Source organism: Periweissella cryptocerci (assembly GCF_004358325.1).
In the GTDB taxonomy this organism is placed as follows: Bacteria; Bacillota; Bacilli; order Lactobacillales; family Lactobacillaceae; genus Periweissella; species Periweissella cryptocerci.
The window spans coordinates 375465-402241 of record NZ_CP037940.1 but is presented as its reverse complement, the minus strand read 5'-3'; the positions used below and the strand labels follow the sequence as shown (position 1 = coordinate 402241).

General features: G+C 40.7%; 27 protein-coding genes. 21 read left to right on the top strand and 6 right to left on the bottom strand.

Going from position 1 to position 26777, the window contains the following annotated elements; genetic code table 11:
* Nucleotides 1–170: 170 nt before the first annotated feature.
* Nucleotides 171–980, bottom strand: a complete 810-nt coding sequence (locus EQG49_RS01790) for a Cof-type HAD-IIB family hydrolase (RefSeq protein WP_133362361.1) — start codon at nucleotides 978–980, stop codon at nucleotides 171–173.
* Between the two features lie 258 nt (nucleotides 981–1238).
* Between EQG49_RS01790 and EQG49_RS01785 the strand changes: the two genes are divergently transcribed.
* A complete protein-coding gene (locus EQG49_RS01785; protein WP_133362360.1) occupies nucleotides 1239–2621 on the top strand; it encodes an RsmF rRNA methyltransferase first C-terminal domain-containing protein in 1383 nt (460 codons plus the stop codon).
* Nucleotides 2622–2695: 74 nt separating this feature from the next.
* Here EQG49_RS01785 and EQG49_RS01780 read toward each other — a convergent pair whose 3' ends face one another.
* Nucleotides 2696–3217: a hypothetical protein gene (locus tag EQG49_RS01780; protein ID WP_133362359.1), complete on the bottom strand. Its 522-nt coding sequence runs from the start codon at nucleotides 3215–3217 to the stop codon at nucleotides 2696–2698.
* Nucleotides 3218–3463: 246 nt separating this feature from the next.
* On the opposite strand from EQG49_RS01780, the gene EQG49_RS01775 reads away from it, so the two are divergent.
* The 8 genes from EQG49_RS01775 to EQG49_RS01740 all read left to right on the top strand — a co-directional run bounded on the left by EQG49_RS01775 (nucleotide 3464) and on the right by EQG49_RS01740 (nucleotide 13544).
* The gene (locus tag EQG49_RS01775; protein WP_133362358.1) at nucleotides 3464–3865 is read left to right on the top strand and encodes a DUF948 domain-containing protein; all 402 of its coding nucleotides are present in this window, start codon (nucleotides 3464–3466) and stop codon (nucleotides 3863–3865) included.
* Between the two features lie 84 nt (nucleotides 3866–3949).
* The gene (locus tag EQG49_RS01770; protein WP_133362357.1) at nucleotides 3950–4681 is read left to right on the top strand and encodes a YtxH domain-containing protein; all 732 of its coding nucleotides are present in this window, start codon (nucleotides 3950–3952) and stop codon (nucleotides 4679–4681) included.
* Nucleotides 4682–4837: 156 nt separating this feature from the next.
* Nucleotides 4838–5584: a Stp1/IreP family PP2C-type Ser/Thr phosphatase gene (locus EQG49_RS01765; RefSeq protein WP_133362356.1), complete on the top strand. Its 747-nt coding sequence runs from the start codon at nucleotides 4838–4840 to the stop codon at nucleotides 5582–5584.
* On the top strand, nucleotides 5581–7581 hold the full coding sequence (gene pknB / locus EQG49_RS01760; RefSeq protein WP_133362355.1) for a Stk1 family PASTA domain-containing Ser/Thr kinase: 2001 nt from the start codon (nucleotides 5581–5583) through the stop codon (nucleotides 7579–7581). Before EQG49_RS01765 ends, pknB begins: the two co-directional genes overlap by 4 nt.
* Nucleotides 7582–8909: 1328 nt before the next feature.
* A complete protein-coding gene (locus EQG49_RS01755) occupies nucleotides 8910–9680 on the top strand; it encodes an isoprenyl transferase (RefSeq protein WP_133362354.1) in 771 nt (256 codons plus the stop codon).
* 22 nt (nucleotides 9681–9702) lie between these two features.
* The gene (locus EQG49_RS01750; RefSeq protein WP_133362353.1) at nucleotides 9703–10503 is read left to right on the top strand and encodes a phosphatidate cytidylyltransferase; all 801 of its coding nucleotides are present in this window, start codon (nucleotides 9703–9705) and stop codon (nucleotides 10501–10503) included.
* Nucleotides 10504–10524: 21 nt separating this feature from the next.
* A complete protein-coding gene (rseP, locus tag EQG49_RS01745) occupies nucleotides 10525–11808 on the top strand; it encodes an RIP metalloprotease RseP (protein WP_133362352.1) in 1284 nt (427 codons plus the stop codon).
* Nucleotides 11809–11831: 23 nt separating this feature from the next.
* Complete coding sequence (locus EQG49_RS01740; protein WP_133362351.1) at nucleotides 11832–13544, top strand: proline--tRNA ligase; 1713 nt, start codon at nucleotides 11832–11834, stop codon at nucleotides 13542–13544.
* A 42-nt stretch (nucleotides 13545–13586) separates the two neighbouring features.
* Here the strand turns inward: EQG49_RS01740 and EQG49_RS01735 are convergent, their stop codons facing one another.
* Nucleotides 13587–14090: a hypothetical protein gene (locus EQG49_RS01735; RefSeq protein WP_133362350.1), complete on the bottom strand. Its 504-nt coding sequence runs from the start codon at nucleotides 14088–14090 to the stop codon at nucleotides 13587–13589.
* 150 nt (nucleotides 14091–14240) lie between these two features.
* On the opposite strand from EQG49_RS01735, the gene EQG49_RS01730 reads away from it, so the two are divergent.
* The 3 genes from EQG49_RS01730 to EQG49_RS01720 all read left to right on the top strand — a co-directional run bounded on the left by EQG49_RS01730 (nucleotide 14241) and on the right by EQG49_RS01720 (nucleotide 16682).
* Nucleotides 14241–14981, top strand: coding sequence for an MBL fold metallo-hydrolase (locus EQG49_RS01730; RefSeq protein WP_133362349.1), 741 nt, complete (start codon nucleotides 14241–14243; stop codon nucleotides 14979–14981).
* 294 nt (nucleotides 14982–15275) lie between these two features.
* The gene (gene spx / locus EQG49_RS01725; protein ID WP_133362348.1) at nucleotides 15276–15680 is read left to right on the top strand and encodes a transcriptional regulator Spx; all 405 of its coding nucleotides are present in this window, start codon (nucleotides 15276–15278) and stop codon (nucleotides 15678–15680) included.
* 243 nt (nucleotides 15681–15923) lie between these two features.
* Nucleotides 15924–16682 carry an adaptor protein MecA gene (locus EQG49_RS01720; RefSeq protein WP_133362347.1) on the top strand — a complete coding sequence of 253 codons (759 nt, stop codon included), beginning with the start codon at nucleotides 15924–15926 and terminating at the stop codon, nucleotides 16680–16682.
* A gap of 119 nt (nucleotides 16683–16801) precedes the next feature.
* On the opposite strand, the gene EQG49_RS13895 is transcribed toward EQG49_RS01720, so the two are convergent.
* The 3 genes from EQG49_RS13895 to EQG49_RS13885 all read right to left on the bottom strand — a co-directional run bounded on the left by EQG49_RS13895 (nucleotide 16802) and on the right by EQG49_RS13885 (nucleotide 18355).
* Entirely contained in the window at nucleotides 16802–17029 is a 228-nt protein-coding gene (locus tag EQG49_RS13895; RefSeq protein ID WP_243115726.1) for a transposase, read from the bottom strand.
* Nucleotides 17030–17054: 25 nt separating this feature from the next.
* A complete protein-coding gene (locus EQG49_RS13890; protein ID WP_243115725.1) occupies nucleotides 17055–17909 on the bottom strand; it encodes a transposase in 855 nt (284 codons plus the stop codon).
* Nucleotides 17910–18019: 110 nt separating this feature from the next.
* A complete protein-coding gene (locus EQG49_RS13885; protein WP_243115724.1) occupies nucleotides 18020–18355 on the bottom strand; it encodes a transposase in 336 nt (111 codons plus the stop codon).
* A gap of 253 nt (nucleotides 18356–18608) precedes the next feature.
* Between EQG49_RS13885 and EQG49_RS01710 the strand changes: the two genes are divergently transcribed.
* The 9 genes from EQG49_RS01710 to rpsN all read left to right on the top strand — a co-directional run bounded on the left by EQG49_RS01710 (nucleotide 18609) and on the right by rpsN (nucleotide 26364).
* Complete coding sequence (locus EQG49_RS01710) at nucleotides 18609–19721, top strand: competence protein CoiA (RefSeq protein ID WP_133362346.1); 1113 nt, start codon at nucleotides 18609–18611, stop codon at nucleotides 19719–19721.
* Between the two features lie 66 nt (nucleotides 19722–19787).
* Entirely contained in the window at nucleotides 19788–21593 is a 1806-nt protein-coding gene (gene pepF, locus EQG49_RS01705; RefSeq protein ID WP_133362345.1) for an oligoendopeptidase F, read from the top strand.
* 120 nt (nucleotides 21594–21713) lie between these two features.
* Nucleotides 21714–22658: a hypothetical protein gene (locus EQG49_RS01700; RefSeq protein WP_133362344.1), complete on the top strand. Its 945-nt coding sequence runs from the start codon at nucleotides 21714–21716 to the stop codon at nucleotides 22656–22658.
* Nucleotides 22658–23044 (top strand): hypothetical protein, encoded by a 387-nt coding sequence (locus tag EQG49_RS01695; RefSeq protein WP_133362343.1) that lies wholly within the window; start codon nucleotides 22658–22660, stop codon nucleotides 23042–23044. The genes EQG49_RS01700 and EQG49_RS01695 overlap by 1 nt, the downstream gene beginning before the upstream one ends.
* Before the next feature lie 271 nt (nucleotides 23045–23315).
* Nucleotides 23316–24329: an ABC transporter substrate-binding protein gene (locus EQG49_RS01690; RefSeq protein ID WP_133362342.1), complete on the top strand. Its 1014-nt coding sequence runs from the start codon at nucleotides 23316–23318 to the stop codon at nucleotides 24327–24329.
* A complete protein-coding gene (locus tag EQG49_RS01685) occupies nucleotides 24313–25020 on the top strand; it encodes an ABC transporter ATP-binding protein (RefSeq protein WP_133362341.1) in 708 nt (235 codons plus the stop codon). The genes EQG49_RS01690 and EQG49_RS01685 overlap by 17 nt, the downstream gene beginning before the upstream one ends.
* Complete coding sequence (locus tag EQG49_RS01680; RefSeq protein WP_133362340.1) at nucleotides 25013–25768, top strand: ABC transporter permease; 756 nt, start codon at nucleotides 25013–25015, stop codon at nucleotides 25766–25768. Before EQG49_RS01685 ends, EQG49_RS01680 begins: the two co-directional genes overlap by 8 nt.
* A 174-nt stretch (nucleotides 25769–25942) precedes the next feature.
* The gene (rpmG, locus tag EQG49_RS01675; RefSeq protein WP_133362339.1) at nucleotides 25943–26092 is read left to right on the top strand and encodes a 50S ribosomal protein L33; all 150 of its coding nucleotides are present in this window, start codon (nucleotides 25943–25945) and stop codon (nucleotides 26090–26092) included.
* A 2-nt stretch (nucleotides 26093–26094) separates the two neighbouring features.
* Nucleotides 26095–26364 (top strand): 30S ribosomal protein S14, encoded by a 270-nt coding sequence (gene rpsN, locus EQG49_RS01670; RefSeq protein ID WP_133362338.1) that lies wholly within the window; start codon nucleotides 26095–26097, stop codon nucleotides 26362–26364.
* The last annotated feature ends 413 nt before the right edge of the window (nucleotides 26365–26777 follow it).

Genomic DNA, 26777 nt, shown 5'->3' with positions numbered 1-26777 from the left:
GATACTTCCTTTACGTGTATTTTGTTTTAAGTATACGCCACCTCAGGGTGAACAGTGCCAATAGTTTACTTTTGGTAGTAATGAGGAAAGAAATAAAAAAGCCCGATTTCACCTTTTTTCAATAAGGTAGAAATCGAGCCGTTAATGAATTTTTTCAAACAGTTAGCCCACTATAGACTAAGATACTTTTCGATATAGTCAGCCATACCATCTTCATCGTTGGTTTTTGCGGTGACATCTTTGGCCAGTGAGCGGGCAATTTCAGTCCCGTTTTTCATTGCAACACCCCAACCTGCATATGACAACATCGTGTAATCATTTGATTCATCGCCGAAAGCTAAAATATCGTTACGGCGGATACCATAAAGGTACGATAAGAAATCAACTCCGACTGCCTTTTCAATTCCGCGTGGTGAAACTTCCAAAATGGGATCAGGACCACCCCAAACATTGACGGTGATTTCGCTACCGTAACGTTCAAGTAAGCGCGCCTTAACTGCATCACGGTTTTGGTGAGCACTTAAGAACAGGATAACTGAGTTGGGGTTAACCTGCATACTTGTGCGATTAAGTGGTGTTGCTTTTGGGAAAAAGGCGGTCAAGTTTGCGGGGACAACGTGGTCACTCGCATTGACCCAACTGTGCAATTTATCTTCAGCAACAACATTTTCGATGCCAAAATCAGCGTGGTTTTCCATCAAATCAAAGGTAATATCTTTGCGGACCGTGTAACCATATTCTTTATCCCATTCTTGATTTGGCATATGGCCCAACGCACCATTGAAATTAATCATCGGGGTTTTCAAACCGAGTTCTTCATAGTAGTTACCAGAAATGCGATAGGGACGACCAGTTACAATTGAGATAATATGGCCGGCGTTTTGCGCTTTCTGTAAGACTTCTTTGGTACGTAGTGAAATTTTGCTGTTGTCATTTAATGTTGTACCATCCAAGTCGATGGCGATTAATTTGCGATCCATGTTTATTTGCCTCTTCCCGTCGTATGTACATATGTTGAATAAATAATTCATCACATTTTACCATAAGTCGTCAGATAGCAGTGTTAAATTACGAGACTTTTCGCTATAATATTTTTTAGAAAAAAGTTAACCGACTTTTTAAGGACGCTGTCTGAGTTGTTAAATTCATGAAATACAAAGGCCGTTCGGGTTACCGAATTCATGAAATACGAAGGCCATCCGGGTTACCAAGTTTATGAAATGCGAAGGGAAGTTACAATGCAATTACCAACAGGTTTTATTGAGAAATATACGAGATTACTCGGTGAGCAAGCACCGGCTTTTTTTGCGTCTTTTGATGCCCCTGTCCAAAAAGGATATCGTGTTAATCCTTTGAAGGAAAATAATAAGCCAGCTACGACGCCTGATGACGGAAGCGTTACATACACTGAGTTTGGTCATTACGGCCAAGTTAATGGACATTCGATTGATCATGCAAGTGGGATGGTCTATTCACAAGAACCAAGTGCGATGTTTGTTGGCGAAGTGGCGCACCCACATCCTGGTGAAATAGTTTTGGATCTTTCAGCTGCTCCAGGTGGTAAGACGACACATTTGGCTAGTTTTATGCGGCAGGAAGGTCTTTTAGTGTCCAATGAAATATTCAAAAAGCGGGCGCAGGTTTTAACAGAAAATGTTGAGCGCTTTGGGATTTCAAATGCGGTTGTAACTAATGAAAGCCCAGAACGGTTGGCCCAACAGTTACCAGGCTTTTTTGATCGGATTGTAGTTGATGCACCATGTTCTGGTGAAGGGATGTTTCGCAAAGATCCGGCTGCGATGCAATATTGGGATGAAGATTATCCTGCCAAGTGCGCGGCGTTACAGCGAACGATTCTGGCCGAAGCGGTTAAAATGCTAAAACCAGATGCCGAGTTAATCTATTCAACGTGTACGTTTGCGCCAGAAGAAGATGAACAAATGATTGCATGGTTGTTAGCAACTTATCCGCAACTTGAACTGTTACCAATTGAAAAGCCGGTCGGAATGGATGACGGTCGACCAGAATGGGCTGATGGTAATCCGGAATTGACGAAGACAGCACGGCTATTTCCACATCATATGAATGGTGAAGGCCACTTTGTTGCCAAAATGCGTTGGCATGATGAGACAGCAACTGAGCAAAAATTAAAACCAGTTAAAACGAATTTGACTAAAGAACAAATTGTACTATGGCAAGATTTTGCTAATGACAATTTATTAGTTCCAATGGTTGGTACATTGTTAACTTTTGGCGACCAATTGTATTGTGTGCCATCGCAAATGGCGGATTTTGGCCACTTGTCAATTATGCGACCTGGTTTGCATCTTGGTACATACAAGAAGAAACGTTTTGAACCGAGTTTGGCTCTAGGACTTGCATTGCAACCAAGTCAGGTTAAGAAAACGGTCGTCATCGATGATCAACAATGGGCGAATTATGTCCATGGTGATACGGTTAGTTTAGCTACCGCACCTGTAGATGGTAATGGCTGGTATGAAGTTGTTATCAATGATAACGGCTTTGGTTTTGCGAAGGTGGTCGGAGCAACGCTCAAGAATTTTTATCCAAAAGGCTTGCGGTTTTTAGCTGCGACGACACAAAATTCAAATGATGAATGAGTTATTCAGCATGTAAAAAAAGGTTGAGAATATTTCTCAACCTTTTTTTATGATAATTTGTTAACCAATAGGGTTTATTTTCCCTTGGTATTCTTATGCACGGCGTGGGTCATCAAGCTACCGTAAAATTTACGGGCATTTTTGTCAGCCAATTGAGTTACGGCATTTTTTCCGTTGAATTTAGGTGCCGCGGGTTCTTGATTAGCAACTTGGCCACGAAGTTGGTGTTTAACACCTTTAACTTTTTCATCGACATCTTTGAAGTTGTTTTTGTTAGAATCTGAAACAATCAAGATTTCACGTGAGCCTTCTTGAAAGGTATCAAAAGCGGCCTTGTTTTGGATTTGCGCGTAATAACGAGCAATTCGTTCGGCAGCATTTTGAGCCAGTGCTTCGTATTCAAGTGGGGCAGGATTGTACAATGCAATTGTTTCAAGCGGGTTGGCATCGTTTACTAAGACGTAGTAATATACGCCGTCCTTACTAAAGAAATCGGCATGCCAACTGATGACTGGCGTTGTACCAGCTGGAACTGCAGCTGCTTTGGGTACTTTAACGTGCGCTGATAAAATTTTTGAAGCATTAATTACGAGCATGGATAATACCTGAACTTTTCTGTATTTTGATTGAGTTAATTATAGCGATAAATCACAGTATTATCAAAGGAGAAATTCTATTTGACAATGATAGACAGAATCGTTAAGTTTAGGATGTTCAGGTATTAACGGATTTCCTATAGCAATTGACTAAATCTTCACACTTTCTTCAGTTCTTTCTAATTGAAACGCTTACATTAGAATGTTAAACTTTTCTTAACAATAAAATTAATTGGAGGAAACAACATGACCTTTACAGGTGGCCAAATTGCTGGCTTGATTGCAGCAATTGCATTTTTACTTTTGGTATTATTTATTGGAACTTTCTTGTTACGTATGACAAAAAGCTTAGGTGTGATTACCAAGGACGTGGATCAAATTTCACGTGAAGCTGAAGAAATTATGGCAAGCGCCAACGAATTACTTTTAGACGTTAATGGTAAAGTAAAAACTATTGACCCAGCATTCACGGCAATTGCCGATTTAGGTACTTCAGTATCAGATTTAAACACAGCAACACGTAACTTGACTGCCCGTGTTGGTAACGGTGCAAAGAAAGCACCCGGTGTCTCATTGGCAGCTAAGGTTTCAAAGTCAGCCATGGATCGCTACAAGAGTCGCAAGGCTGACAAAGCTGACAAAGAATAAAATGGCGAGCCATTGTAAGTCAAAGTTACAATTGTAGATTCGATAAGTAAATGATAACCGTTAAACATTAGGAGGAATCAAAATATGTCAAAAACACTTGGATTTTTAGCTGGATTAGCCGTTGGTGGTGCTGCCGCATTTGTAGCATTTAAGTCACTCACCCCTGAAAAGCAAGAAGAATTAATCAATAAGGCTCGTGATAAGGCTGAAGATATGCGCGATAAGGCAATTGACTACGCTTACTACGCAACTGATGCAGTTGAAGATGCCCGTGACACTGTTAAGGAACACAAGAGTGAAGCATCTGATAAGTATGCTGACTTAGCCGAAAAAGCGCGTGACCTTGCTGAAAAGGCCCAAACAATGGCTAATGACTACACTGAAAAAGCCCGTGGCGCAGTTGATGACGTGAAAGACAAGCTTGGTAAACAAGAAGGCAGTTCATTAGCAGATGGTTTTGCGGATTTGCAAGACGATTTTTCAGACGATATTGATTTAGATATTAGTGATGCTGATTTACCATTGGATGATATTGATGACGCAGTAGAAACAGCTACTGATGGTGTCACTGATAAGGTTGAAGCTGTACAAGACAGCCTTGAAGATGCTAAGGAAGTTGTTGATGAGAACAAAGCTGGCTTTTGGGATAAGTTGAAAAACTTGAACAAAAAAGACGGTGATGATCAATTAGCTGAAACCGTTGCTGACAAAGCTAGTGATGCTGTGACCGATAAAGTTGCTGATGCACAAGCGGTAGTTGAAGAAAAAGCTGAAACTATCAAAGAAACAGTTGACGATAAGCGTGATGAACTTTAATCTTTAATTAATATAGATAAATTACTTTTAAACCGTTACTTAGCGATGAGTGATGGTTTTTATGTTTTTTTTATGAAATTTTCAACGAAATGACAATGCTTGCACCTTTTTAGGGTAAAATACAATTTGTAACGCTTATTCAAGGGAGTAAAGTGAATGAAAGTAGCATTTCAATCAGATATCGGCACGATTCGTGAAACCAATCAAGATTTTGTCGGTACTTTTAAAAATCAAAAAGGTTATAAATTTGCAGTGGTTGCCGATGGTGTTGGTGGTCAAGCGGCTGGGGATGTTGCCTCAACGATGGCGGTCTTACATCTTGGTAATCAATGGGAGTTAACTGAAATTGCATCATCAGCCGAAGCAAAGACTTGGTTGATGGATCAAGTCCTAGCGGAAAATGCGGCAATTCTTGAAGCGTCACAACGTTTTCGTGACTTACAAGGGATGGCAACGACACTAGTATCAGCCATGATTTTTGAGGATGAAGTTTTGATGGCAAATATTGGTGATTCACGGGGCTATCTTTTGCATGACGGCACTTTTCGTCAATTAACAACTGACCATTCGTTGGTTAATCAGTTAGTTCAAGAGGGGAAGATTGCGCCAGAAGATGCACGGTTACATCCTGATAAAAATGTCATCACACGATGGCTAGGGGTCAACGATGAAGCGGTCTTGGATACGAGTACGTATGCAACATATCCAGGCGATATAATTTTATTAGCGACAGATGGGCTGACAAACTTAGTGACAGATGCTCAAATTTCGGTAATTTTGATGTCGCAAATGACACTTGAAGAAAAAGTTGAAGAATTAATTTTAAAAGCAAATCAAGCTGGGGGGCGCGATAACATAACAGTTCTATTAATGGAACGTGGAGAAGAGGTAAGAGCACAATGATGCCCAATCAATTAGTAGGCGGTCGTTATCAAATAGTTCGTGCACTGGGTGAAGGTGGCATGGCCAACGTTTATTTGGCCCACGATTTAATTTTGGACCGCGATGTATCACTAAAAACTTTACGGCTTGATTTAGCCACTGACGATAACACAATTCGCCGTTTCCAACGTGAAGCGATGGCAGCGACGGAATTAGTGCACCCCAATATCGTTTCAATGTATGACTTCGGTGAAGATCAAGGCATTCAATATTTGGTGATGGAATATGTCGACGGCATGGATTTGAAGACATATATACAAACTAATTTCCCAATATCACATCAACGCGTGATAGATATGATGGAACAGGTCCTGTCGGCAGTTAGTGCTGCTCACGCTGGTGGGATCATTCACCGTGACCTAAAGCCCCAAAATATCTTAATTGATAAACAAGGGAATGCGAAGATTTCTGATTTTGGGATTGCAACCTCACGTTCTGAAAAAGCAATGACCCAAACCAATACAATTTTGGGTTCAGTACACTATTTATCACCAGAACAAGCACGCGGTGGAATGGCTACTGACAAATCAGATGTATATTCATTAGGGATTATTTTGTATGAAATGCTGACGGGACGCGTGCCATTTGAAGGTGAAAATGCCGTAGCCGTGGCATTAAAGCATTCACAAGATGAAATGCCATCTGTCCGTGCGTATGATTCACGCATTCCCCAAGCGATGGAAAATGTTGTCTTAAAGGCAACTGCCAAGGATCCAGCTGATCGCTATAATTCAGTTGATGAGATGGGTGATGATTTGCGGACGTCTCTGTTACCAACCCGAGCTGACGAACCAGTCTTTGTACCAACGAGTCAAAATGATACAGCCACTAAGATTATTCCGGTTGGCGATATTCAAGATGCAACTAGCATTCCTAAGCCAATTAGCCCAATTGAATCAGCCGAGCCTAAAACGGTTGATGACGTGATGCAAGATAAAAAGAAAAGCCATAAAGGATTGTGGATTTTTTCAATTATTTTGGTAATATTACTTGCCGGTGGGTTAACAAGTTACTTTGTTATCAAGGGGATGAACGCTTCAGTACCAAACTTAGTTGGTAAGACACAAGAGAATGCCGTCGCTTTGATTCAAGATAACGGACTTAAAGTTGGAACGATTACTAAGACGACTTCCCAAACGGTTGAGTCTGGTAGAGTTATTTCCTCTGACCCTAAATTTAATAGTGAATTAAAAAAGGGTGCGACGGTAAATATTCTGGTATCTGCGGGTCGTAAATTGCTGCGTTTTGGTGATTATTCAAACGAAAAATACAGCAGTGTCGCTAGCACTTTGAAGAAAAAAGGCTTCAAAGTCAAAGAAAAGCAACAAGATTCTGATTCTGTTCCTGAAGGGGTAATTCTTAGTCAAGATGTGAACGCTGAGAAGCGGGTGGATCCTGAACGAACGACCGTAACCTTTACTGTTAGCTCAGGACCAAAGAAAATTACCGTGCCAGACTTTAAGGGCAAAACGACGGCTGATTTTTATAATTGGGCAAACGAAAATAATATCAAAATTTTACAACCTGATTCAGAATCTTCAGAATCAGTCGCAGAAGGCAAAATTATCAAGCAAAGCATCACGGCTGGTAAGACAGCAATTGCCGGTGATACGATGCAAGTAACTACTTCGACAGGGCCAAAGAAGATTCCTGTGACTAGTTTGAAGGGTATGTCTTTGACAAATGCGAAAAAATGGGCAAAAAACAACAAATTGACTTTAATTGTTAAATATGAAAAGTCAGAAGATGTTGCTAAAAACCACGTAATTGACCAATCACCAGTGTCAGGACATCAAGTTATTCAGGGTGATTCAGTGAGTGTGATAGTCTCAAGTGGCGCACCAAAGAAAGAAGAACCAGCTAGTTCCAATGATGACGAGGACAGTAGCAGTAGTACACCAGCAGCTGATAGCACTAGTGTTACCGAATCAAGTCAAACTAAAGACGGCAATGAATAATGTAAATACAAAAAAGTTGGAATTTAATTATTCCGGCTTTTTTTGTCTATTCCGTTTGACGTCGGATTCTCATTTCTGTACTTTTGTTTGGCTCTATTCCGTCTGACGTGGAATTTATAAAATGTGATGAGATGTATGATGCCACTGCGTGCCTGGAAATCACATTGTGCACCGAGATGGAAGCACATGCCCAAGCCGCTTGCTTATGCCTGAGGTACGGCAACGCAAAACATTCCAGCAGTTTGTTTGCAACAAACAACTGAATCTAATCAAAACCCGATTAGATTAGCCTTCCAGGCTGAATGTCTGTCTTGGGCAATTCGGGATAGCTGGCAGTCTAATGGCTAAAGCCAAAAGACTGCTCACATTTGTAGCTACGCTGGACAAATAAGGCCGGTCGGCTCTACCCTCAGCGACAAACCCGACACGTGGTGTCACGTTTGTCCCATTTCGGTGTAAAGCCTGGCGGCCACAATGTGATTTTCAGTCACTCCGCTAGATGAGCGTTGAACTATTGATTACCGCTAAATCCACAGCGACAAGGATTACGGCATATTACCAGTTTGGTTGTCTGCTCAAATTAACGAAGAGGCTGGAACCGGGCTGGACTTTAGCTCGCACCGTGATGGCATAATCAGTAACGGGCTTTGTTACTGATTATGGATTTGTGAAGATGGTTAGCGCGTTAGCGAACCAAGCTTCGCAAACATTTGAAGACCGCACTGTGGCTTCAAATGCTTGTCTCCCATCACGGTGTCCAGACTGGTTCCAGCCTCGTAGTGGGAATCAATCTGAGACACATATCCAAATTCCACGCTAGAAAAAATTTAGCCTTTTTTTAGCGGCTCAATTGGTTTTCAACGAACTTCAGCTCACAACGATTGCTTTTTGCTAGTTTGAAAATTATTACTAACTAACGGAGTGCCGGCAAATTGCTTGGCGGTCGCAGACTTTACACCGCGACTGGGGCGATACGTGTGTAACACATATCGTCGCTGAGGATAAGATGAGGAGTCTTAGGAATTTATTCCTTAGACTCCCAACTTGTCCGAACCGACCAAGACCGCACTTTGGCTTGGGAGGCTGCTTCCAGCGTGGTGCGCCAAGTAATTTGCCGGCGCGTAGTGGCCAATTTTATTCAATCCCACGTCAGACGGAATAGAACTCTTTTTCCAATTATCAAATGGTGGTGGACAATCTGTTGGAACTGGGATTAGCAATAATAACCACTTTTTTCGATTGCATTTATATAATATTTACGCTCAAATGTGCTAAATGGGTAGCAATTATGGTAAAATTTAGAGCTGAGTAACATACGGAGGTGTATTGTGTTTTCATTTAAAAAGAAGAATCAAAATCAAGTAGTTTCAGATGATTTAGATATGACGCGGATTCCTAAGCATGTCGCTATTATTATGGATGGGAACGGGCGCTGGGCCCAAAAGCGTCACCTACCACGAGTGGCTGGACACAAAGAGGGCATGAATACGGTTAAGAAGATTACGATGGTTGCCAGTGACTTGGGAATTAAAGTCTTAACTTTATATGCATTTTCAACGGAGAATTGGAAACGCCCAGAAGATGAAGTTAATTATTTGATGGATTTGCCGGCGGCCTTTTTTGATAGTTTCGTGCCAGATTTAATTAAGAATAATATTCGTGTGGAAGTGATGGGCTATACCGATCAGTTGCCAAAGAGTACCCAAAAAGCGGTGTTCGATGCAATGGAACAGACCAAAACTAATACAGGAATGGTCTTGAACTTTGCTTTGAATTACGGCAGTCGTGCTGAAATTGTTACCGGGATGCAAGAACTTGCCAATCAAGTGAAGCGTGGGGAACTTGAACCAGCGCAAATCGATGAAGCGACAATCAGTCAGGCGATGATGACGGCGCCATTGGGCGAATATGCTGATCCAGAATTGTTAATTCGGACAAGTGGCGAACAGCGAATTAGTAATTTTTTGCTCTGGCAAATCGCATATAGCGAATTTGTATTTGTAGATCAACACTGGCCAGAGTTTGACGTGCAAGTGTTCAAATCAGCCTTAAAAACCTTCCAAAATCGTGATCGGCGATTTGGTGGCTTAACTAAATAATATTAATTGGAGAAAAATTATCATGAAAACTCGTGTTATTACAGCGGTGGTTGCCTTAGCTGTCTTCATTCCGCTTTTGATTATCGGACATTTACCATTACAAATTTTGGTAGCACTGATGGCGGTGGTTGCGCTTGATGAAATTTTGATTATGCGCAAGAAATTGTTGATTTCATTTGAAACCATTATCAGTAATATTGGGGTAGTTGTAATGGTATTGCCACGTAGCTTGTGGGATAACGAACACTTACCAATGTTTTTACACCAATCATCATTGTTGTACATCTTTGTCCTCTTGATGCTGTTCCACACAGTTCTGAGTCGGAATCATTTTACTTTTGATGACGCAGGGGTGATTACTTTATCAATGCTCTACATTGGTTTAGGTTTCCAATTCTTCATGGCCGCCCGGACAATGAGCTTAGCTACGTTGTTCTTCGCTTTGTTGATCGTTTGGATTACAGATTCAGGTGCATACATGATTGGGCGTGCGTTAGGGAAGCACAAGCTTGCTCCACGTATTAGTCCAAACAAGACATGGGAAGGTTCAATTGGGGGGACCGTAGTTTCAGTAATTGTTTCGGCAATTTACTTATTAGTTTTCCCAGCTGTCCAAGTTTACAGTTTCCCAGTGATGCTTGTCATTGCGTTGTTTGCATCAATCGCTGGGCAATTTGGTGATTTGATTGAATCTGCTTTGAAGCGTTACTATAACGTTAAGGACTCAGGTAAAATTTTACCAGGTCACGGTGGTATCTTAGATCGTTTTGATAGTCTTTTAATTGTCTTACCAGTTCTTTTCTTGTTGGGCGTTATTCACTAAAAAGTTTGGGAGGACAAGTTATTGCATAATACATTATTAACAATTATCACATTTATCGTTGTATTTGGGATTTTAGTAATTGTCCATGAATTTGGGCATTTCTATTTTGCCAAAAAATCAGGCATCTTAGTTCGCGAATTTTCAATTGGAATGGGACCTAAGCTGATTGCATTTCGGAAGAACCATACGAGCTACACATTGCGGTTATTGCCTGTTGGTGGGTATGTTCGGATGGCAGGTGCCCAAGAAGATGATGGGGACGCGCTACAAGCCGGTGTCATGGTTAACATTCAGTTGAATGAAAATCTAGTTACGCGGATTAACGCATCACAAAAACAAACCTTATTTCAAGGTGTGCCATTTCAAATCGTCAATTTTGATTTAACGGATGGGCTCTGGCTTGAAGGTTATGAAAATGGTGACGAATCAGCACTTAAACGGTTGAACGTCGACCATGATGCGACAATTATTGAGCATGATGGAACTGAAGTGCAGATTGCACCACGCGATGTCCAATTTCAATCAGCCAAGTTATGGCAACGCGCATTAGTTAATTTTGCGGGACCAATGAATAACTTCATCCTAGCCATTGTGGTCTTTGCCATTATAGGTTTGATGCAAACTGGTGGGATTCCATCAAACAGCACAAAAATTGGTACCGTGATGGAAAACTCAGTTGCGCAAAAAGCTGGTTTGCAAAAGGGTGATGAAATCACAAAAATTAATGGCAAGGTTGTGAAAGACTGGTCAGCATTGTCAACAACATTACAAAGTGATCCAGGTAAGCAAGTTACCTTGACTTATAAGCACGGCACGACAACCAACACAATTAAAGTGACCCCTAAAGTAATAACAACCCAAGGCCAAAAAGTTGGTCAAATTGGGATTACCGCAGCGGTTGATAAGAGTATTGGTGGTCGATTGATGTATGGTTTAACTGGCACGTGGACCATGGTTACCAACATTTGGCATGCATTAGCTAATCTGTTTACGGGTGGCTTTAACCTAAACAAACTTGGCGGACCAGTCGCAATCTTTGCTAATACGGAACAAGCTGCTAAAATGGGCTTAGCTTCAACGCTTTTCTTTATGGCATTCTTGAGTGTTAACTTGGGAATTGTTAATCTCTTACCGATTCCTGCACTTGATGGTGGTAAGCTGTTGTTGAACGTTCTTGAAGCAATTCGTCGGAAACCATTGCCAGAAAGTGCTGAAAATGCCGTTCAAATTGCCGGCTTTTTATTCTTAATTTTATTAATGATTGCTGTGACGTTTAACGACGTTTATCGCTACTTTATTAAGTAATTCCAAAAAGGGGTTCTACAAAAATGAAACAATCAAAATTATTTATTCCAACTGTGAAAGAAACACCAGCCGATGCTGAAGTTATTTCACACCAAATGATGTTGCGCGCGGGTTACATTCGTCAAGTAACCGCTGGTATGTATGCTTACTTACCACTTGCCCAACGTGTAATTAACAAGATTGATGGTATTATCCGTGTTGAAATGGAAAAAATTGACGCCGCTGAAATGCTCACGCCAGCTGTTTTGCCAGCTGACTTGTGGCGTGAATCAGGTCGTTATGAATCTTATGGTCCAGACCTTTACAAGTTACAAGATCGGCATGATCGTGATTTGATTTTAGGACCAACACACGAAGAAACGATGACGCAATTAATTCGTGATGATATTAAGTCATACAAACGTTTGCCATTGACGGTCTACCAAATCCAACCAAAATATCGTGATGAACGTCGCCCACGTTCAGGCTTGCTCCGTGGTCGTGAATTCATTATGAAGGATGCTTACTCATTCTCAAGCGATGAAGCTGGTCTCGATCAAGCATACCGTGCGATGGAAAAAGCATACATCAATATTTTTGATCAAGTTGGTCTTGATTACCGGGTGATTGTTGGTGACGGTGGTGCGATGGGCGGGAAAGATTCTAAGGAATTTTCTGCTGTGGCGGCCGCTGGGGAAGATATCATTGCTTACTCAGACACAACGGATTACGCTGCTAACTTGGAAATGGCAAAAGATTATTACACGCCTAACAAGTCTTTGGATGTCCAAAATGAGCTTACTAAGATTGAAACGCCACACGTTGGAACAATCGAGGAACTCGCTGAATTCTTGAAGGTTGATGCAACTAAGTTAATTAAGTCAGTTGTCTTCATTGCCGACGAAAAGCCAGTTTTAGCTTTGGTTCGTGGTGACTACGAAGTTAACGATGTTAAGTTGAAGAACTTCTTAGACGTTGATTCACTTGAATTAGCGACCGAAGAAGATACGATGAAGTACTTGGGTGCCAAATTCGGTTCACTTGGACCAGTCGGTGTCAGCGAAGATGTTCGTATTGTTGCGGATGAATTTATTCAAGACATGGTTAATGTAACCGTTGGGGCCAACGAAGATGGTTTCCACTTTACTAACGTTAACCAAAACCGTGATTTCCGCATTGATGACGTCTTAGATATTCGCGTTGCTAAAGAAGGTAGCTTAGCACCTGATGGTCAAGGTCGCTTGGTCTTCACTAAGGGAATTGAAATTGGCCACATTTTCAAGCTTGGAACGCGCTATTCAAAAGCATTGGGTGCACAAGTACTTGATGAAAATGGTCGCCAAAAAGATATCATTATGGGATCATACGGTATCGGAGTTTCACGTTTGCTATCAGCAATTGCGGAACAACAAGCCGATGAAAATGGTTTAGTTTGGCCACGGGCAATCGCACCATACGATATTCATGTTGTACCATTGAATTTGAATGATGCTGATCAAGCACGTGTAGCAAATGACGTTGAAGATACATTAACTGCAGTGGGTTTTGAAGTCTTAGTTGATGATCGTAAAGAACGTCCAGGTGTTAAGTTTGCTGATTCTGACTTGATTGGTTTGCCAATCCGAATTACGGTCGGTAAGAAAGCAAATGAAAATATTGTTGAAGTTAAGTTGCGTAAAACTGGTGAAATGATTGAAGTTCGCGTTGAAGAACTTCAACAATCAGTTGCAATCTTACTTGGCTCACATGCTGAATAAAATAAAAAAAGGATTCGCGTCATCATGCGAATCCTTTTTGCTTTATTTGATGAATTCTTGTTGGAATTCATAATTAGTTTCATGTAAGTTAATGTATGCTTCGTTAGCATATGGTTTAAAGAAATAATTATCTGAAGACTTCCAACGACGCCATTGTTGTGGCATTTGCCAGGTTGTTAAGACAACATAGTCATTAGATGCGTCACCGTGTTTGCGGAGGACAAGGGCAGCAATCATGCCTTCTGGTTTATCTTGGTTAAACCATTGTTCAATCAATTTATCAAAGACTGGTTTCCGATCAGGATTAATCGTAATGAAAGTGTAGTTGAAGAAACCACGCCAATTAGGAGTACCATGGTAATTAACGATGTCATAGCTGACACCAGAACTGAAAATGTTTTCTTCACCAGAAACGTCAAGCATTTGCAAGTTATCAAGTGAAGAGGTACTTGGTGAAAGTACTAATAAATGACGTTCTGGATAGTTAGCCCGAATTTGATTTAAAATTTGTTTTGAACCATATGTTACATGTAATTGTCGAATCATGTTTGTTTCCTCCCAATATTGCGTGTTTTTGGCAGCCCAGACGGCCCCAAATAATTCAAATCCTTGGATGATTGAATTACGTCTAAGGATTTGTCTTTAGGGCTAGTATAGACTAAAATTATGAAAAAAGATGGAAAGTGAGTACAAAAAATGAAAATTACTGTGTTAGGATACTATGGTGGTTATCCAGCTAACGGAATTGGCACCAGCGGTTTTTTAATTGAGAGTGGTGATTATCATCTATTATTGGATGCCGGTAGTGGCACATTACTGGTATTGGAAGAAATAATGAGCCCGCTCCAACTTGATGCGGTGCTCTTGACACATTATCACGCCGACCACATTGCGGATGTCGGGGTCCTAAAGCATTATTGGCAATTAGCCCCCGGTGAAAAGAAACAACCGTTGTTACCAATATATGGTAATCCAGCGGATAGTGTTAATTTCAATAGTCTTGATTGGCCTAATTCAACGCAAAAAATGCCTTATGATGCTACGTCACACTTGCAACTTGGGCCATTGAAACTGACCTTTTTACAAACTAAGCACCCAGTAACCACATTTGCAGTCCGAATTCAGGAGGCGAATAATCCGAATGAATTGGTTTACACAGCAGATACGGCGGTGATTCCAGAATTAGCGGAATTTAGTAAGGGTGCAGAAGTATTATTGGCGGATACCAATTTTTTTGCCGATAAAACGGGTGAACGCTGGCATCTAACTTCAACTGAGGCAGGGGCATTAGCCAAAGAAGCCCAGGTTAAACGCTTGTATTTAACGCATCTGCCACAAACCGGTAGTTTGGCTCAATTAGTTAATGAAGCCCAAATTAGTGCGGGCTCAGAGGTAAAAGTGATGAATGTGCAACGGAAGTTAGAAATTTTGCTGTAGAAAAAATGAGGGGTGCTTTCACACATGTGAAGTTTTTGCGCAATTTACAAGGAGTAATATTGCAAATGCGTTACAAACACAATACCTATTTTACGAAAACGGTCTAATTGTCTTTCGTTAATTGACACATAATCAGAAAGCGCACGATTTAAAATTAAAAAAGTATAATGTTCACAATTTGGAAGGGGTTACATTTTTAGTATTAACTGTATATAATAGGTTTAGTAAGATAAAACTAAAAAATATGCAAGCAATTAATATTAAAAATTGTAAATGCTTAGGAGGCAACCTTTTATGACAGTAACATTATATAGTTCACCAAGTTGCACTTCGTGTCGTAAAGCACGAATTTGGCTCGAAGAACACGATATTCCCTTTTCAGAACGAAATATTTTTAAAAACCCCTTAACAAAAGAAGAAATCAAAAATGTATTACGCATGACAGAAGATGGTACGGAAGAAATTATTTCAACGCGTTCAAAAGTGTTTACTGATATGCACGTACAACTTGATGATTTACCATTAGGTCGTTTAATCGAAATGATCCAAAAGAACCCAGCTTTGTTAAAGCGCCCAATTATGTTGGACGACAAACGATTACAAGTTGGATACAATGAGGATGAAATTCGTCGCTTCTTGCCACGCGAAGTTCGAAAAAACGAACTCAAACACGCCCAATTGTTTCAAGATTTTGCCTAACAAAAGCTAAATAATGGTGCAAATAGGTTGGTAGATGTAATTTCGACAACCTTTTTTGTTGGAAACGATAATTCAAAATGATGGCAATAAGTCGGTATATAAAAATAAATTGCAACTGAAATGAATTAATTTTGTTGTTTAAGCTTGGATTGCTTGATTATTAATTAAAAGTTAGTAAAATGTAAGGGTAGTAGGTATTTTGATTCACCATGTTGCGTGGTGTAGAAAGGATGTGGCTCGGTTATGGAAAAAGAACGCATTAATGAAAATACAATTCGCGTTAGCCTGGGCCGTGAAGATCTCGAGGAACGTGGAATTTCAATTATTGACTTAATCAGCAAGCAAGACAATATTGAAGCGTTTTTCTATGATATTCTTGAAGAGGTTGATACAGACCATGATTTTGAAGAGAATGAACAAGTTACTTTTCAAGTGATGCCTAATCGTGGCGGCTTGGAATTGTTTATTTCTAAAAATGTGAACACTGACAGTTTTGAAGAGATGTTCCAAATGGGTGAACAAGCGAACCATGATGAAGTTGCTGATGATGTTCCCGCTGATTTACTGGCGCAACTACAAGCAACGGATAGTGATGAATCCGCAGTTTATCCAGATTCAACGAAGCAGGTTGAACAGTTTACTGATCAACGGCGCACAAAAATTGCTGATGATGAGGATGAAGTTTCAGCTGCATTAGCAAATGGCGAAACCGCTAAACGTCGCTTAGTGTTTAAGTTAGCTGATTTTGAAGATTTCTTGGCAATTGCGAAGGAATTACGTTTGGAAAGTGGTATTAGTAATTTGTTCCAATACAATGGTGCTTATTACCTTGAATTGGTGTTCTTCGCAGATGAAATCACTGACGAACAAATGAAAAATGATACTGCAGTTGTCCTTGAATTTGCTGAAGTTTCTGAAGTTTCAGCAGATGTCTTGGCTGAACACGGAACACGTATCATGGAAAATACGGCGCTAGAATTAGCACGGTATTACTTTAAGTAGTATAGAAAGGGGCTGGGACAAAACCTTAGCTCGTTATAAAAAAATAGGCCTCAAGATTTCGTTTTTTGAAATCTTGAGGCCTATTTTTTATGTATATATTGTTTACTCACGAAAAGTCCTCATATAGTGGCCAATTTCTTCATGTTCATTGCCATCAAGGCGATTCCAACTTCACGTTTCACGCGCTCGATCCCTCTGACCGAGAAGCGAGTGAACCCAAAATAAGCTTTCAATCTGCCGAAAACCGATTCTACGTCAATCTTTCGTTGGGCGTAGATGGCTTGGTTTTCTTCTTTTGAAAACTCACTTCTAATTTTCGCTTTATGATATTCAAATGCCGGATTCACTGTAATTTTTCTCCGTAATATCCTTTTAGGGCGTTAACGCAGCCGCAATATCTTCTAAATTTTCCGTCTGAGCTTCAGCTTCATAAACTTTAAAGTCACGAACGAATCCGTATTTATCAGTTCGTTTACTTAGATGTTTAAAATTAAATCTAACGTTTCGTGGGTCCACATAATAGTCATCTTCCGCACAGTAATTCCAATTCATGACTTTCCGTTCATCGGTCTGCCACTTTTTGCTGGTTTCTTTTAACATTGTGCCGTATGGAATCAGCACTGTAGTAGCTGGGTATTCATCTTCGAGTTGCCGATAATTACTTTCCGAACCATATCCGGCATCTGCGACAATCGTTGAACCCAACGTTTCGTATTGTTTAAGTTGATCAACAAAAGGCATCAACGTACGCGTATCAGTTGGATTTTGGAAAATTCCATAGCCTAAGACAAATTGAGCGTTGGTGGCGATTTGTAAATTATAGGCTGGTTTCAATTGACCATTCTGCATGTAATCTTCTTTAACCCGCATGAAAGTAGCGTCAGTATCAGTCTTGGAATAGCTATTGCGTTCATTATAAGTTTCCATTTGGTGTTGATACGCTAGCTTTTTGTCACGAATATGTTCAGCCTTATTAAGGTGCTTTTTAGTATTACGGCGCGCTTGTTTTGCGGGGTTAGGCGACACTTTCTGTGTAGCTACGACTTGTTGTTCTTGTTTTGCTAAGTACGATTCTAGGTGCGCAATCACATCGTCTAATTCTTCAACTGACAAATCAGTATATTCTGGTAACTGTAATGATTGTTGTTCTGCCATAATATCTTGAATTAATTGTTGAGCTTTGACGGTATTCATTTTATCGAAACGAATTGTGTTTTTCTTCCACACAAAACTGAACTTGTTGGCATCCGCTAAAATTTTGGTACCGTCAATATAGATTACATCATCAATATATCCTTGTTCGTGAAGTTAATTTGGTGAAACGCGAAAACGCCGAGCTAATCATGGCTTCCTGACAAGTCTGACACTCGGAAACGATTTAATTTGTGCGATATGATGGCTTGTGCTTCTTGAGTCAGCCACATCGCAATAATGTTTCTTGGGCGAAACTCGGCAATCCGCCGACCGCTACGCACGCCACGGGTATATTGCGAATAAAAACTAGTTTCATTCATTATCGGTGGATCATACTCAAGTGGTCGACCAGTAGTATAGAAGATAGTTACGTCCATGTCCTCAACTAATTCGTTAATGTAGTGTGCCACATGATTTTTATCAGGTTCATAAGCCGTTGGAATATCCAACATGATTTGGTTCATGTTATAATTTTTCATAGGGAATACCTCACTGTGAATAAGGGACGACCGACTTGATAACGTTGCTGTTACAGCGTTATCTTTACATATAATTATACTAAAAAGAGCTTAACCGCACGCTTTTCAGCGCTTGGATAAGCTCTTTTTTTGTCTGGAGTTATGTCCCAGCCCCTTTTTTGCATTTTTTTCGCAAGACCCGTAAAAAAATACGTAGTTTATTCTTGAGGACCTATGAGTAGGTTACCCAAAAATAAATCTAGGGAGTTAGCTTATGTATATTGCGAAAATGGATAATCAATTAATTGAAGCAAATTTTGCCGTAGCAGAAAATAAATATTTTTGTCCGGGGTGTAAGTGTACGGTAATGTTGAAACGCGGGGTAATTAAAGCGCCGCATTTTGCTCATTTAAGTGGTGCACGCTGTGAAACTTTTAGTGAAGGTGAGACAAATGAGCATTTACAAGGAAAAATTCAACTACGTGATTTCTTTGCAGCGGAATATGAAGTGCAGCTTGAAGCAACTTTACCAGCTATCAGCCAACGACCAGATTTATTAGTTAAGAAACCTAATGGCAAATTATTAGCAATTGAATACCAATGCAGTGCAATTAGTTTGGCAAAATTAAGACAGCGGACAGCAGGGTACCGACAACAGGGAATCCAAGTATTGTGGATCTTGGGCAGTACGTATGTAAATCGTAAAATGACTAATCCAACCTTGGCAAAATTTATGACAGTGCCATTGCATGGGCAGCCATTTGTATTATTTTGGGAAAACACGCACCGTCGCTTTTGCTTATGGGGGAATATCGCACAACCGGATTTTCAAAAACGCGAAAAGAATATTACGTATGCCACGAATTTAACAGAATATCGTGAGTTAATGGTGGCAATCTATCAAAAACAGGAGACCGTGACAATTGGCACGAGTTTACGGTTAAAAGCAGCCTTAAAATTACAGCAACTAGTCAGTCAAAATCGTGGTTTCACTAAATATTTACAACAGGTAGCGTATCAGCAACATTGCCATTTGGGTGGCGTTACTTGGTTAGCGCATCCCAAAGTACAATTACCAATTGGGTTGAAAATGCCACATAGTTTGTGGCGCGCCAAGTTTCTACTTGAATTGCAAAAATATCGGCCCGGGGAGCGCATTGCGAATGCACAATTATTGAATAAATTACTACAACCAAGTGATTGGTATCCGGATGGCCAGAGTAGTTTGTTGCCGACCAAACAGCTGATTGTGCGCAACTTTTGGCAAGCGTTGATTCAACAAAATATTATTGAACCAATTTCAGCGACGCATATTCGTTTAAATCGACATCCTGTGTGGTACCCAGATTACCAATTAAAAATAGCGGGATTAAAGAAAAGTGAATAAATTTGCCATGCTTTTCTCATTTTTGTGTTACTATATTATCATTAACGAGATAAATGGAGGCAACACATGTCAGAAGTAAAGCAATTACCACTCCGAGAAGAACTTCCTGAATCACAAACCTGGGATTTGGCAAAAATTTATAGTACCGATGAAGCTTGGGAAGCTGAATACCAAGCTGTCGAAGCAACGTTTAGCGATGTTGCCAAATACGCTGGTACATTAGCTAACTCTGCAGCAACATTGTTAGACGCAACGAAGGCGCTATTGGAATTAACGCGTAAGATTGAAAAAATTTACGTGTATGCGTCAATGAAATCTGACCAAGATACGGCTAACTCAAAGTATCAAGGTTATAATGCTCAAGCTGGGGCTTTGTGGGCTAAGGTGAGTGGCGCGATTGCTTTCTTTGAACCCGAAGTGATTGGTATCGAACCTACAACCTTAGCGGGATTCCTTGCAGAAAATGCCGAATTAGCTAAATATACGCACTTCTTTGACCAAATTACACAAGCACGTGGACATGTGTTAAGCCCTAGCGAAGAAAAATTATTAGCGGGCGCGACCGATATTTTTGACGCATCACAAAATACATTCGGAGTTTTAGATAATGCTGACTTAAAGTTTGGGATTGTTCAAGATGAGGATGGCAATGATGTTGAGTTATCAAACGGGGTTTATTCAAAGCACTTAGAATCAACTGATCGTAAGGTTCGTAAGCAAGCGTTTGATACGTTGTATGCCACATATGACCAATTCCAACACACGTTTGCTTCAACGTTGTCACAACACACGCATGGGCACAATTATTTAGCTTCAGTGCATAACTATGATTCAGCACGCCAATCTGCTTTGGCTGCGACAACTATTCCAGAAACGGTTTTTGAAACTCTAGTTGCCCAAGTTAATGATCATTTACCACTGTTACACCGTTATGTGGCTTTGCGTAAAAAGGTCTTACAACTTGATGAATTACACACATATGATTTATACACGCCAATCACTGGTGAAGCTTCATTATCATATGATTACGAAGCAGCCAAAGCTGAAGCCCTTCAAGCGCTTAAGCCATTGGGTGACGATTACTTGGCGATTGTCCAAGAAGCGTTCGACAACCGCTGGATTGATGTAGTTGAAAACAAGGGTAAGCGTTCTGGTGCATATTCTGGTGGTGCATATGATACTGACCCATACATTTTATTGAACTGGCAAGATAATTTAGATAACTTGTTCACGTTAGTTCACGAAATGGGACACTCAGTGCACTCATATTACACACGTCACAATCAACCAGTACAATATGGTGATTACACAATCTTCTTGGCTGAAATTGCGTCAACATCAAATGAAAATATTTTGACTGATTATTTGTTGAAGACCCAAACTGATCCTAAGGTTCGGGCGTATGTTTTGAACCACTACCTTGATGGATTTAAGGGCACGGTCTTCCGTCAAACTCAATTTGCGGAATTTGAACACTGGATTCACGCAGAAGATGCTGCTGGTGCGCCATTGACGGCGGACACAATGAGTGCTTTCTATGCGGACTTGAACAAGCGTTACTACGGTCCAGCGCTTGAATTTGATGATGCAATTGCCTTAGAATGGGCACGGATTCCCCACTTCTACTACAATTACTACGTGTTCCAATATGCAACGGGGATGTCAGCAGCCACAACATTGGCGCATAATATCACAACAGGTGTTGATGGGGCAGTTGATGCTTATAAGACATACTTGAAGGCTGGTAACTCAGACTTCCCAATCGAAGTTATGAAGCAGGCCGGTGTGGATATGACTAAACCTGATTACCTTGAAGAAGCATTTAAGGTTTTTGAAGAACGCCTAAATGAATTAGAAGCATTAATTGGGTAATTTTTGCTTATTAGTGCTAAAGAATATAAATAATCGCAAGCTTTTCAATCGGTTTTCATCGATTGGAAGGCTTTTTTTGATAGAATAGAGATAACGAACAACACTGAGAGGGAGAATGAGATGGACTTACAAGAATTTGCTAAACAATTTGGGGAAGAGGCAGCTGTTACATATCGCTATAAAGATGCAGAATTCAACTTGATGTTTTCACGTTATGCAAACGGAAATTGGAAAGTTAACTTAGTAGATCCTAGTGTGCCAGCTGGTAAAGACATTAGTGAAGATGTTGAATTGCAAAATGAATTATCGGTACCAGTAAAAGCATTGCTAGCTGATGAGTTTATTGCGTTATCATCAAACAATCAAGATGTAATGCGTTTCTTGTTGAATGCGAATATGATTGTGAAACACGCATTTTATATGGAAAAGGGCGGTGAATCTGCGAATGGGCGACCAGTAACTAAAGATGCTTATCAGTTCAGCCCAGATTTTATTGACTACGTCCGGTTGGAACTTGGCATTGAGTTAAATAAAAAGCGTCAAGCTAATACATTAGCTGGTTTTGTTTTAAATCGCCCAACTGGTGGGTATTCACGTTTTAATTTTGACCGTGATAAGCAATTGCGGGATAATCCAGACCTTGGTAAAAACTCACCTGATACAAGTAAGGCCCCCGGCGTAAAATTACCTAGTTTCCCGGCTGAACTTAAAGCCCAAGCCGATGAATTGGTTGAAGGTTTGGAATATGAAGTCGATGGTGAAATGGTTGGCGTGAACTTGAGCGTCAAACGCTATGCAACAAATGCCAACTGGTACGTTGATATTCGTACGAGTGAAGGCAACGTCCAAATTGTGGTATTGTCAAATCACGGTTCAGCCAAGCAAAACCAACATATTGTTGATTTAAACCTAGTGACTGAAGAAGCAATTGGGGATCAAGTGACGCTGGCATGGTTGCAGGCTTCGGAATTATTTGAAAGTATTGATACCGAAACAAAAACCGGTAAATTGAGTCAAGTGGGGCTGATTGCTCTGAAACAACAACTTACAGGAGCAACGAAATAATGAGTTATCCATTATATGACACCGATGAATTCGCTAAGTGGGCGCAAGCACATGATTTGCACCTAGTTGATGAAATGGCCCAAGCCATCTGGTTGACGATTGATGGAAAGCTGTATGGCAGCGATTTAGCTGTTGAACCGCATGAACTACAAAGTCAAGTTGCGTCCTATCTTGAAAGTTGGCCAGCTTACAATGCGGTACCAGTGACGAAAACTAATTTTTGGAGTGTCGTCCACGAAGCAACTGGATTAATTCGGGTGGTTTCAGATACCGAAATTGTCCGGACGATGATTGGTCAATTTTTTACACCTGAACAAAATCACTGGCTAGAAACTTCGCAGTATGAAATTGAACCATACACGAAAAACCGGCATTATTTTGAGTAGACGAGTATCAAAAGGCAAACATTTTCATTACTAGTCTTGGTAGTGGTTGGCTACCGATTGAAAAATATTTTGCGCCACGTTAAATGGTTCGCGAGTTACCTTGCTTGTAAAGATGAGGTAGCTTGCGAACCGTTTTTTTGTTGGAGAAAGGATTCCAGCTACCGTTAATTTGTGATTTTTTCATGAATAATGCGAAGTTGACCTATACATGTTAATAATTGAACGATAAAATTAAATGTGTAAATAATTTATTATGATGGGGAAAATGGATATGAAGAAAATTTTGGGTGGAGTTGTAGTTGCTTTAGCTGCAACCTTGGTATTAGCTGGTTGTGGTAACACCAATTCAAAGGATACAAAATCAGGTGATAATAAACTACAAACGGTGAAGTTAGGGGTCATGCCGTCAACTGATAATTTACCTTTGCTAGTTGCGGCTAACGAAGGGCTCGATAAGCAAAATGGGGTCAAAATTGAGATTGAGCCGTTTAAGTCAGCCAAGGATCGCGATGCGGCATTTCAAGCTGGTAAAGTAGATGGTGTGATTTCTGACGTGATTGCGTTGGCAATTTACGAGCAAGGCGGAATGGATGTGAAAGTCACGTCAACAACGCACGACCAATTTGATTTAGTAGCTGATGGTGGCACAAGCATCAGCGATAAAAACGGGAAGATGGTCGATCGGATTGGGGGCGTCAATTCAATCAAGGATTTGAAAGGCAAATCTGTCATTATCGCTAAAAATGGTGGGATTGAATACGCGACTGTAAAAATGTTAGCCGCGGCTGGCATGAAAGAAAGTGATGTTAAAATGTTGGACGTGCCTCCAGTGCCAGCACGGCTGGAATTGTTGAATTCCGGTAAAGCGAGTGCTGCTGTCTTACCCGAACCATTCATCACGATGGGCGAAGCTGATGGGCAACATGTGATTGACTCAACGACAAAAATTGGCTTGAATCCATTTATCATTGGTTTTCCAGCTAAGACAATTAGCGCTAAGAAAGCGGCGATTCAAGGATTTTACAAAGCCTATGATCAAGCGGTTAACCAAATCAACAATAACCGCAACGACCCCAAGCAGGTGGCGAAGTATCGCGCAATGTTAGTTAAAAATGTCGGCTTCCCGGCAAAATTAACCAACAAAATTAAGATTGATAAGTTCCCTAAAGCTAGTCAAATTAGTGCTAAAGACATTGATGATGCGTTTAGCTGGGCCAAGAGTAAGGGTTTATTGAAGAAAAATCTGAAAGCAAAAGATGTGTTAAGCGATGTCTACTTTAAATAATGCAAACTTACAATTAAATAATATTACCGTAAATTCCGACAAGAAAAAAATCTTGGCGGATTTTTCGGTTACATTTCCAGTGGGACAAATCACAACGATTATCGGTGCATCCGGCGTGGGTAAAACAACACTTTTGAATGTCGTGGCCGGGCTACGTGATTTCGCAAGTGGCACGATGACTTTAAATGGTCAGCCATTTATCCCAAAAGAACACGTCATGGCACTCGTACCACAAGATTACGGCTTGTTGCCCTGGGAAACAGCTACGCAAGCAGTTATAAATGCTTTAAAAATCACCAAACAGCCAATCAATCAAACAGTAATTACGCAGCTGTTTGAAAAATTGTCGATTATGGACTTAAAAACGAAGTATCCCCATGAAATGAGTGGCGGACAACAACAGCGGGTAAGTTTGGCCCGTGGGTTTGCGGTGGCTGCTGATGTCCTATTGATGGATGAACCATTTTCAGCATTGGATACAAATACACGCGAACAAATTCAAACATTGTTCATGGATACGTGGCAAATGAAGCCCGGCACGACGTTGTTCATTACACATGATATTCAGGAAGCAATCTTGCTCGGACAGCAAATTCTCGTGCTGACACCAACTGGAGCCGAAATGATTACACATCCTGAGCAAGAAGCAGATTTAGTGGCACGGTTGAAGGCGGTGATTGGCAATGGTTAAACGCTTCGGTAATAAAATGGTGAGTCTATTATTTGCTACAATTGTACTTGTCGTTTTGTGGACAGTTGCCGCGCAAATATTTAACAAAGTGATGCTGCCAACACCGTTAGCCGTGGTGCAGGCATTTCCGACGCTGTTTGGGGAAGACCAAGTATTAAAGCATGTTGGCGTTAGTCTGTTACGAGTTATTAGCGGGCTAGTTATTTCGCTAATACTAGGGTTTGGACTTGGTGTTTGGATGGGGCGGAATAAATGGGCGAATCGTTTATTTGATCCAATTATCTACCTAACATACCCGATTCCTAAATTAGCGCTCTTACCGATTTTGATGGTATTATTTGGATTAGGGGAAAGCTCTAAAATATTATTAATAATTTTAATTATTTTTCCGCAAGTCGTCTTAGCGGTCCGTGACGCCGTCAAAAACATTCCCGATAATCTATATAATATTTACGGCGTCTTGCGCGCTAATCAATGGCAACAATTTAAACACATTACGCTGCCAGCGAGTGCCTATGCTTTATTATCGGCAAGCCGGGTGTCACTCGGGATTGCAATCAGCGTGCTGTTTTTCGCGGAAACGTACGGAACACAGTGGGGGATGGGCTACTTTATCATGGATGCTTGGCAACGAATGGACTACCCAACGATGTATGGGGCGGTCGTTGTCTTAAGCTTATTAGGTTTAACGTTGTTTTTATTGATTGATGCGGTGGGTTATCTTGCACTAAAATGGGAACGAAAATAACGGCAATAAGTTAATGTGGGAAGTTTTTAGATTAATTCAATAATTATGCTTACATTTTGTAAGGAGTGTGTTATACTAAATCTTGTTAAATTGACTAAGCAAATAATAAAGCACCACTAAATAAATCGTCCTGTTAGGACACAAATAAATTCATTTTAGAAACTGGAGTATACAATGCGCGTAAATATCGTTTTAGAAGCAGCCGAAACCGGCGAACGTCTCTACCTCACTTCAAAGAACCGTCGTAACAATCCCGACCGTTTGGAATTAAAGAAGTATTCACCAAAGTTGCGTAAGGTTACTATTTTCAAGGAGGTTAAGTAAAAATGGCTAAGAAATCAAAGATTGCTAAAGCAAAGAAGATTGAAGCAACTGTTGCAAAGTATGCTGCTAAGCGCGCTGAATTGAAGGCTGCTGGCGACTACGTTGGCTTGTCAAAGCTTCCACGTAACGCTTCACCAGTACGTGTGCACAACCGTGACTGGCTCGACGGCCGTCCTCACGCCTACATGCGTAAGTTCGGTATGAGCCGTTTGAACTTCCGCCAATTGGCTCACAAGGGTCAAATTCCTGGTGTTCAAAAAGCTTCTTGGTAAGCTAACTCAATACAATTTAGAAGCACCGACCAGTTTGTTAAATTGGTTGGTGTTTTTGTGTTGTCGGGATTATTGAAAAAGAACGGTTCTATTTTGGACTCTATTCCGTCTGACGTGGGATTGAATAAACTTGGCCACTGCGTGCCAGTAAATTACTTGGCGCACCACGCTGGAAGCAACCTCCCAAGCCAAAGTGCGGTCTTGGGAGGTTCGGACAAGCTGGGAGTCTAAGGAATAAATTCCTAAGACTCCTCATCTCATCCTCAGCGGCGACATGTATTTCATACATATCACCCCAGTCGCGGTGTAAAGGCTGCGCCCGCCAAGCAATTTACTGGCACTCCGTTAGTTAGGAATAATGCTCAAACTAGTGAAAAGCGGTTTTCAATCACAGACCGCAGTGCATGGAAAAA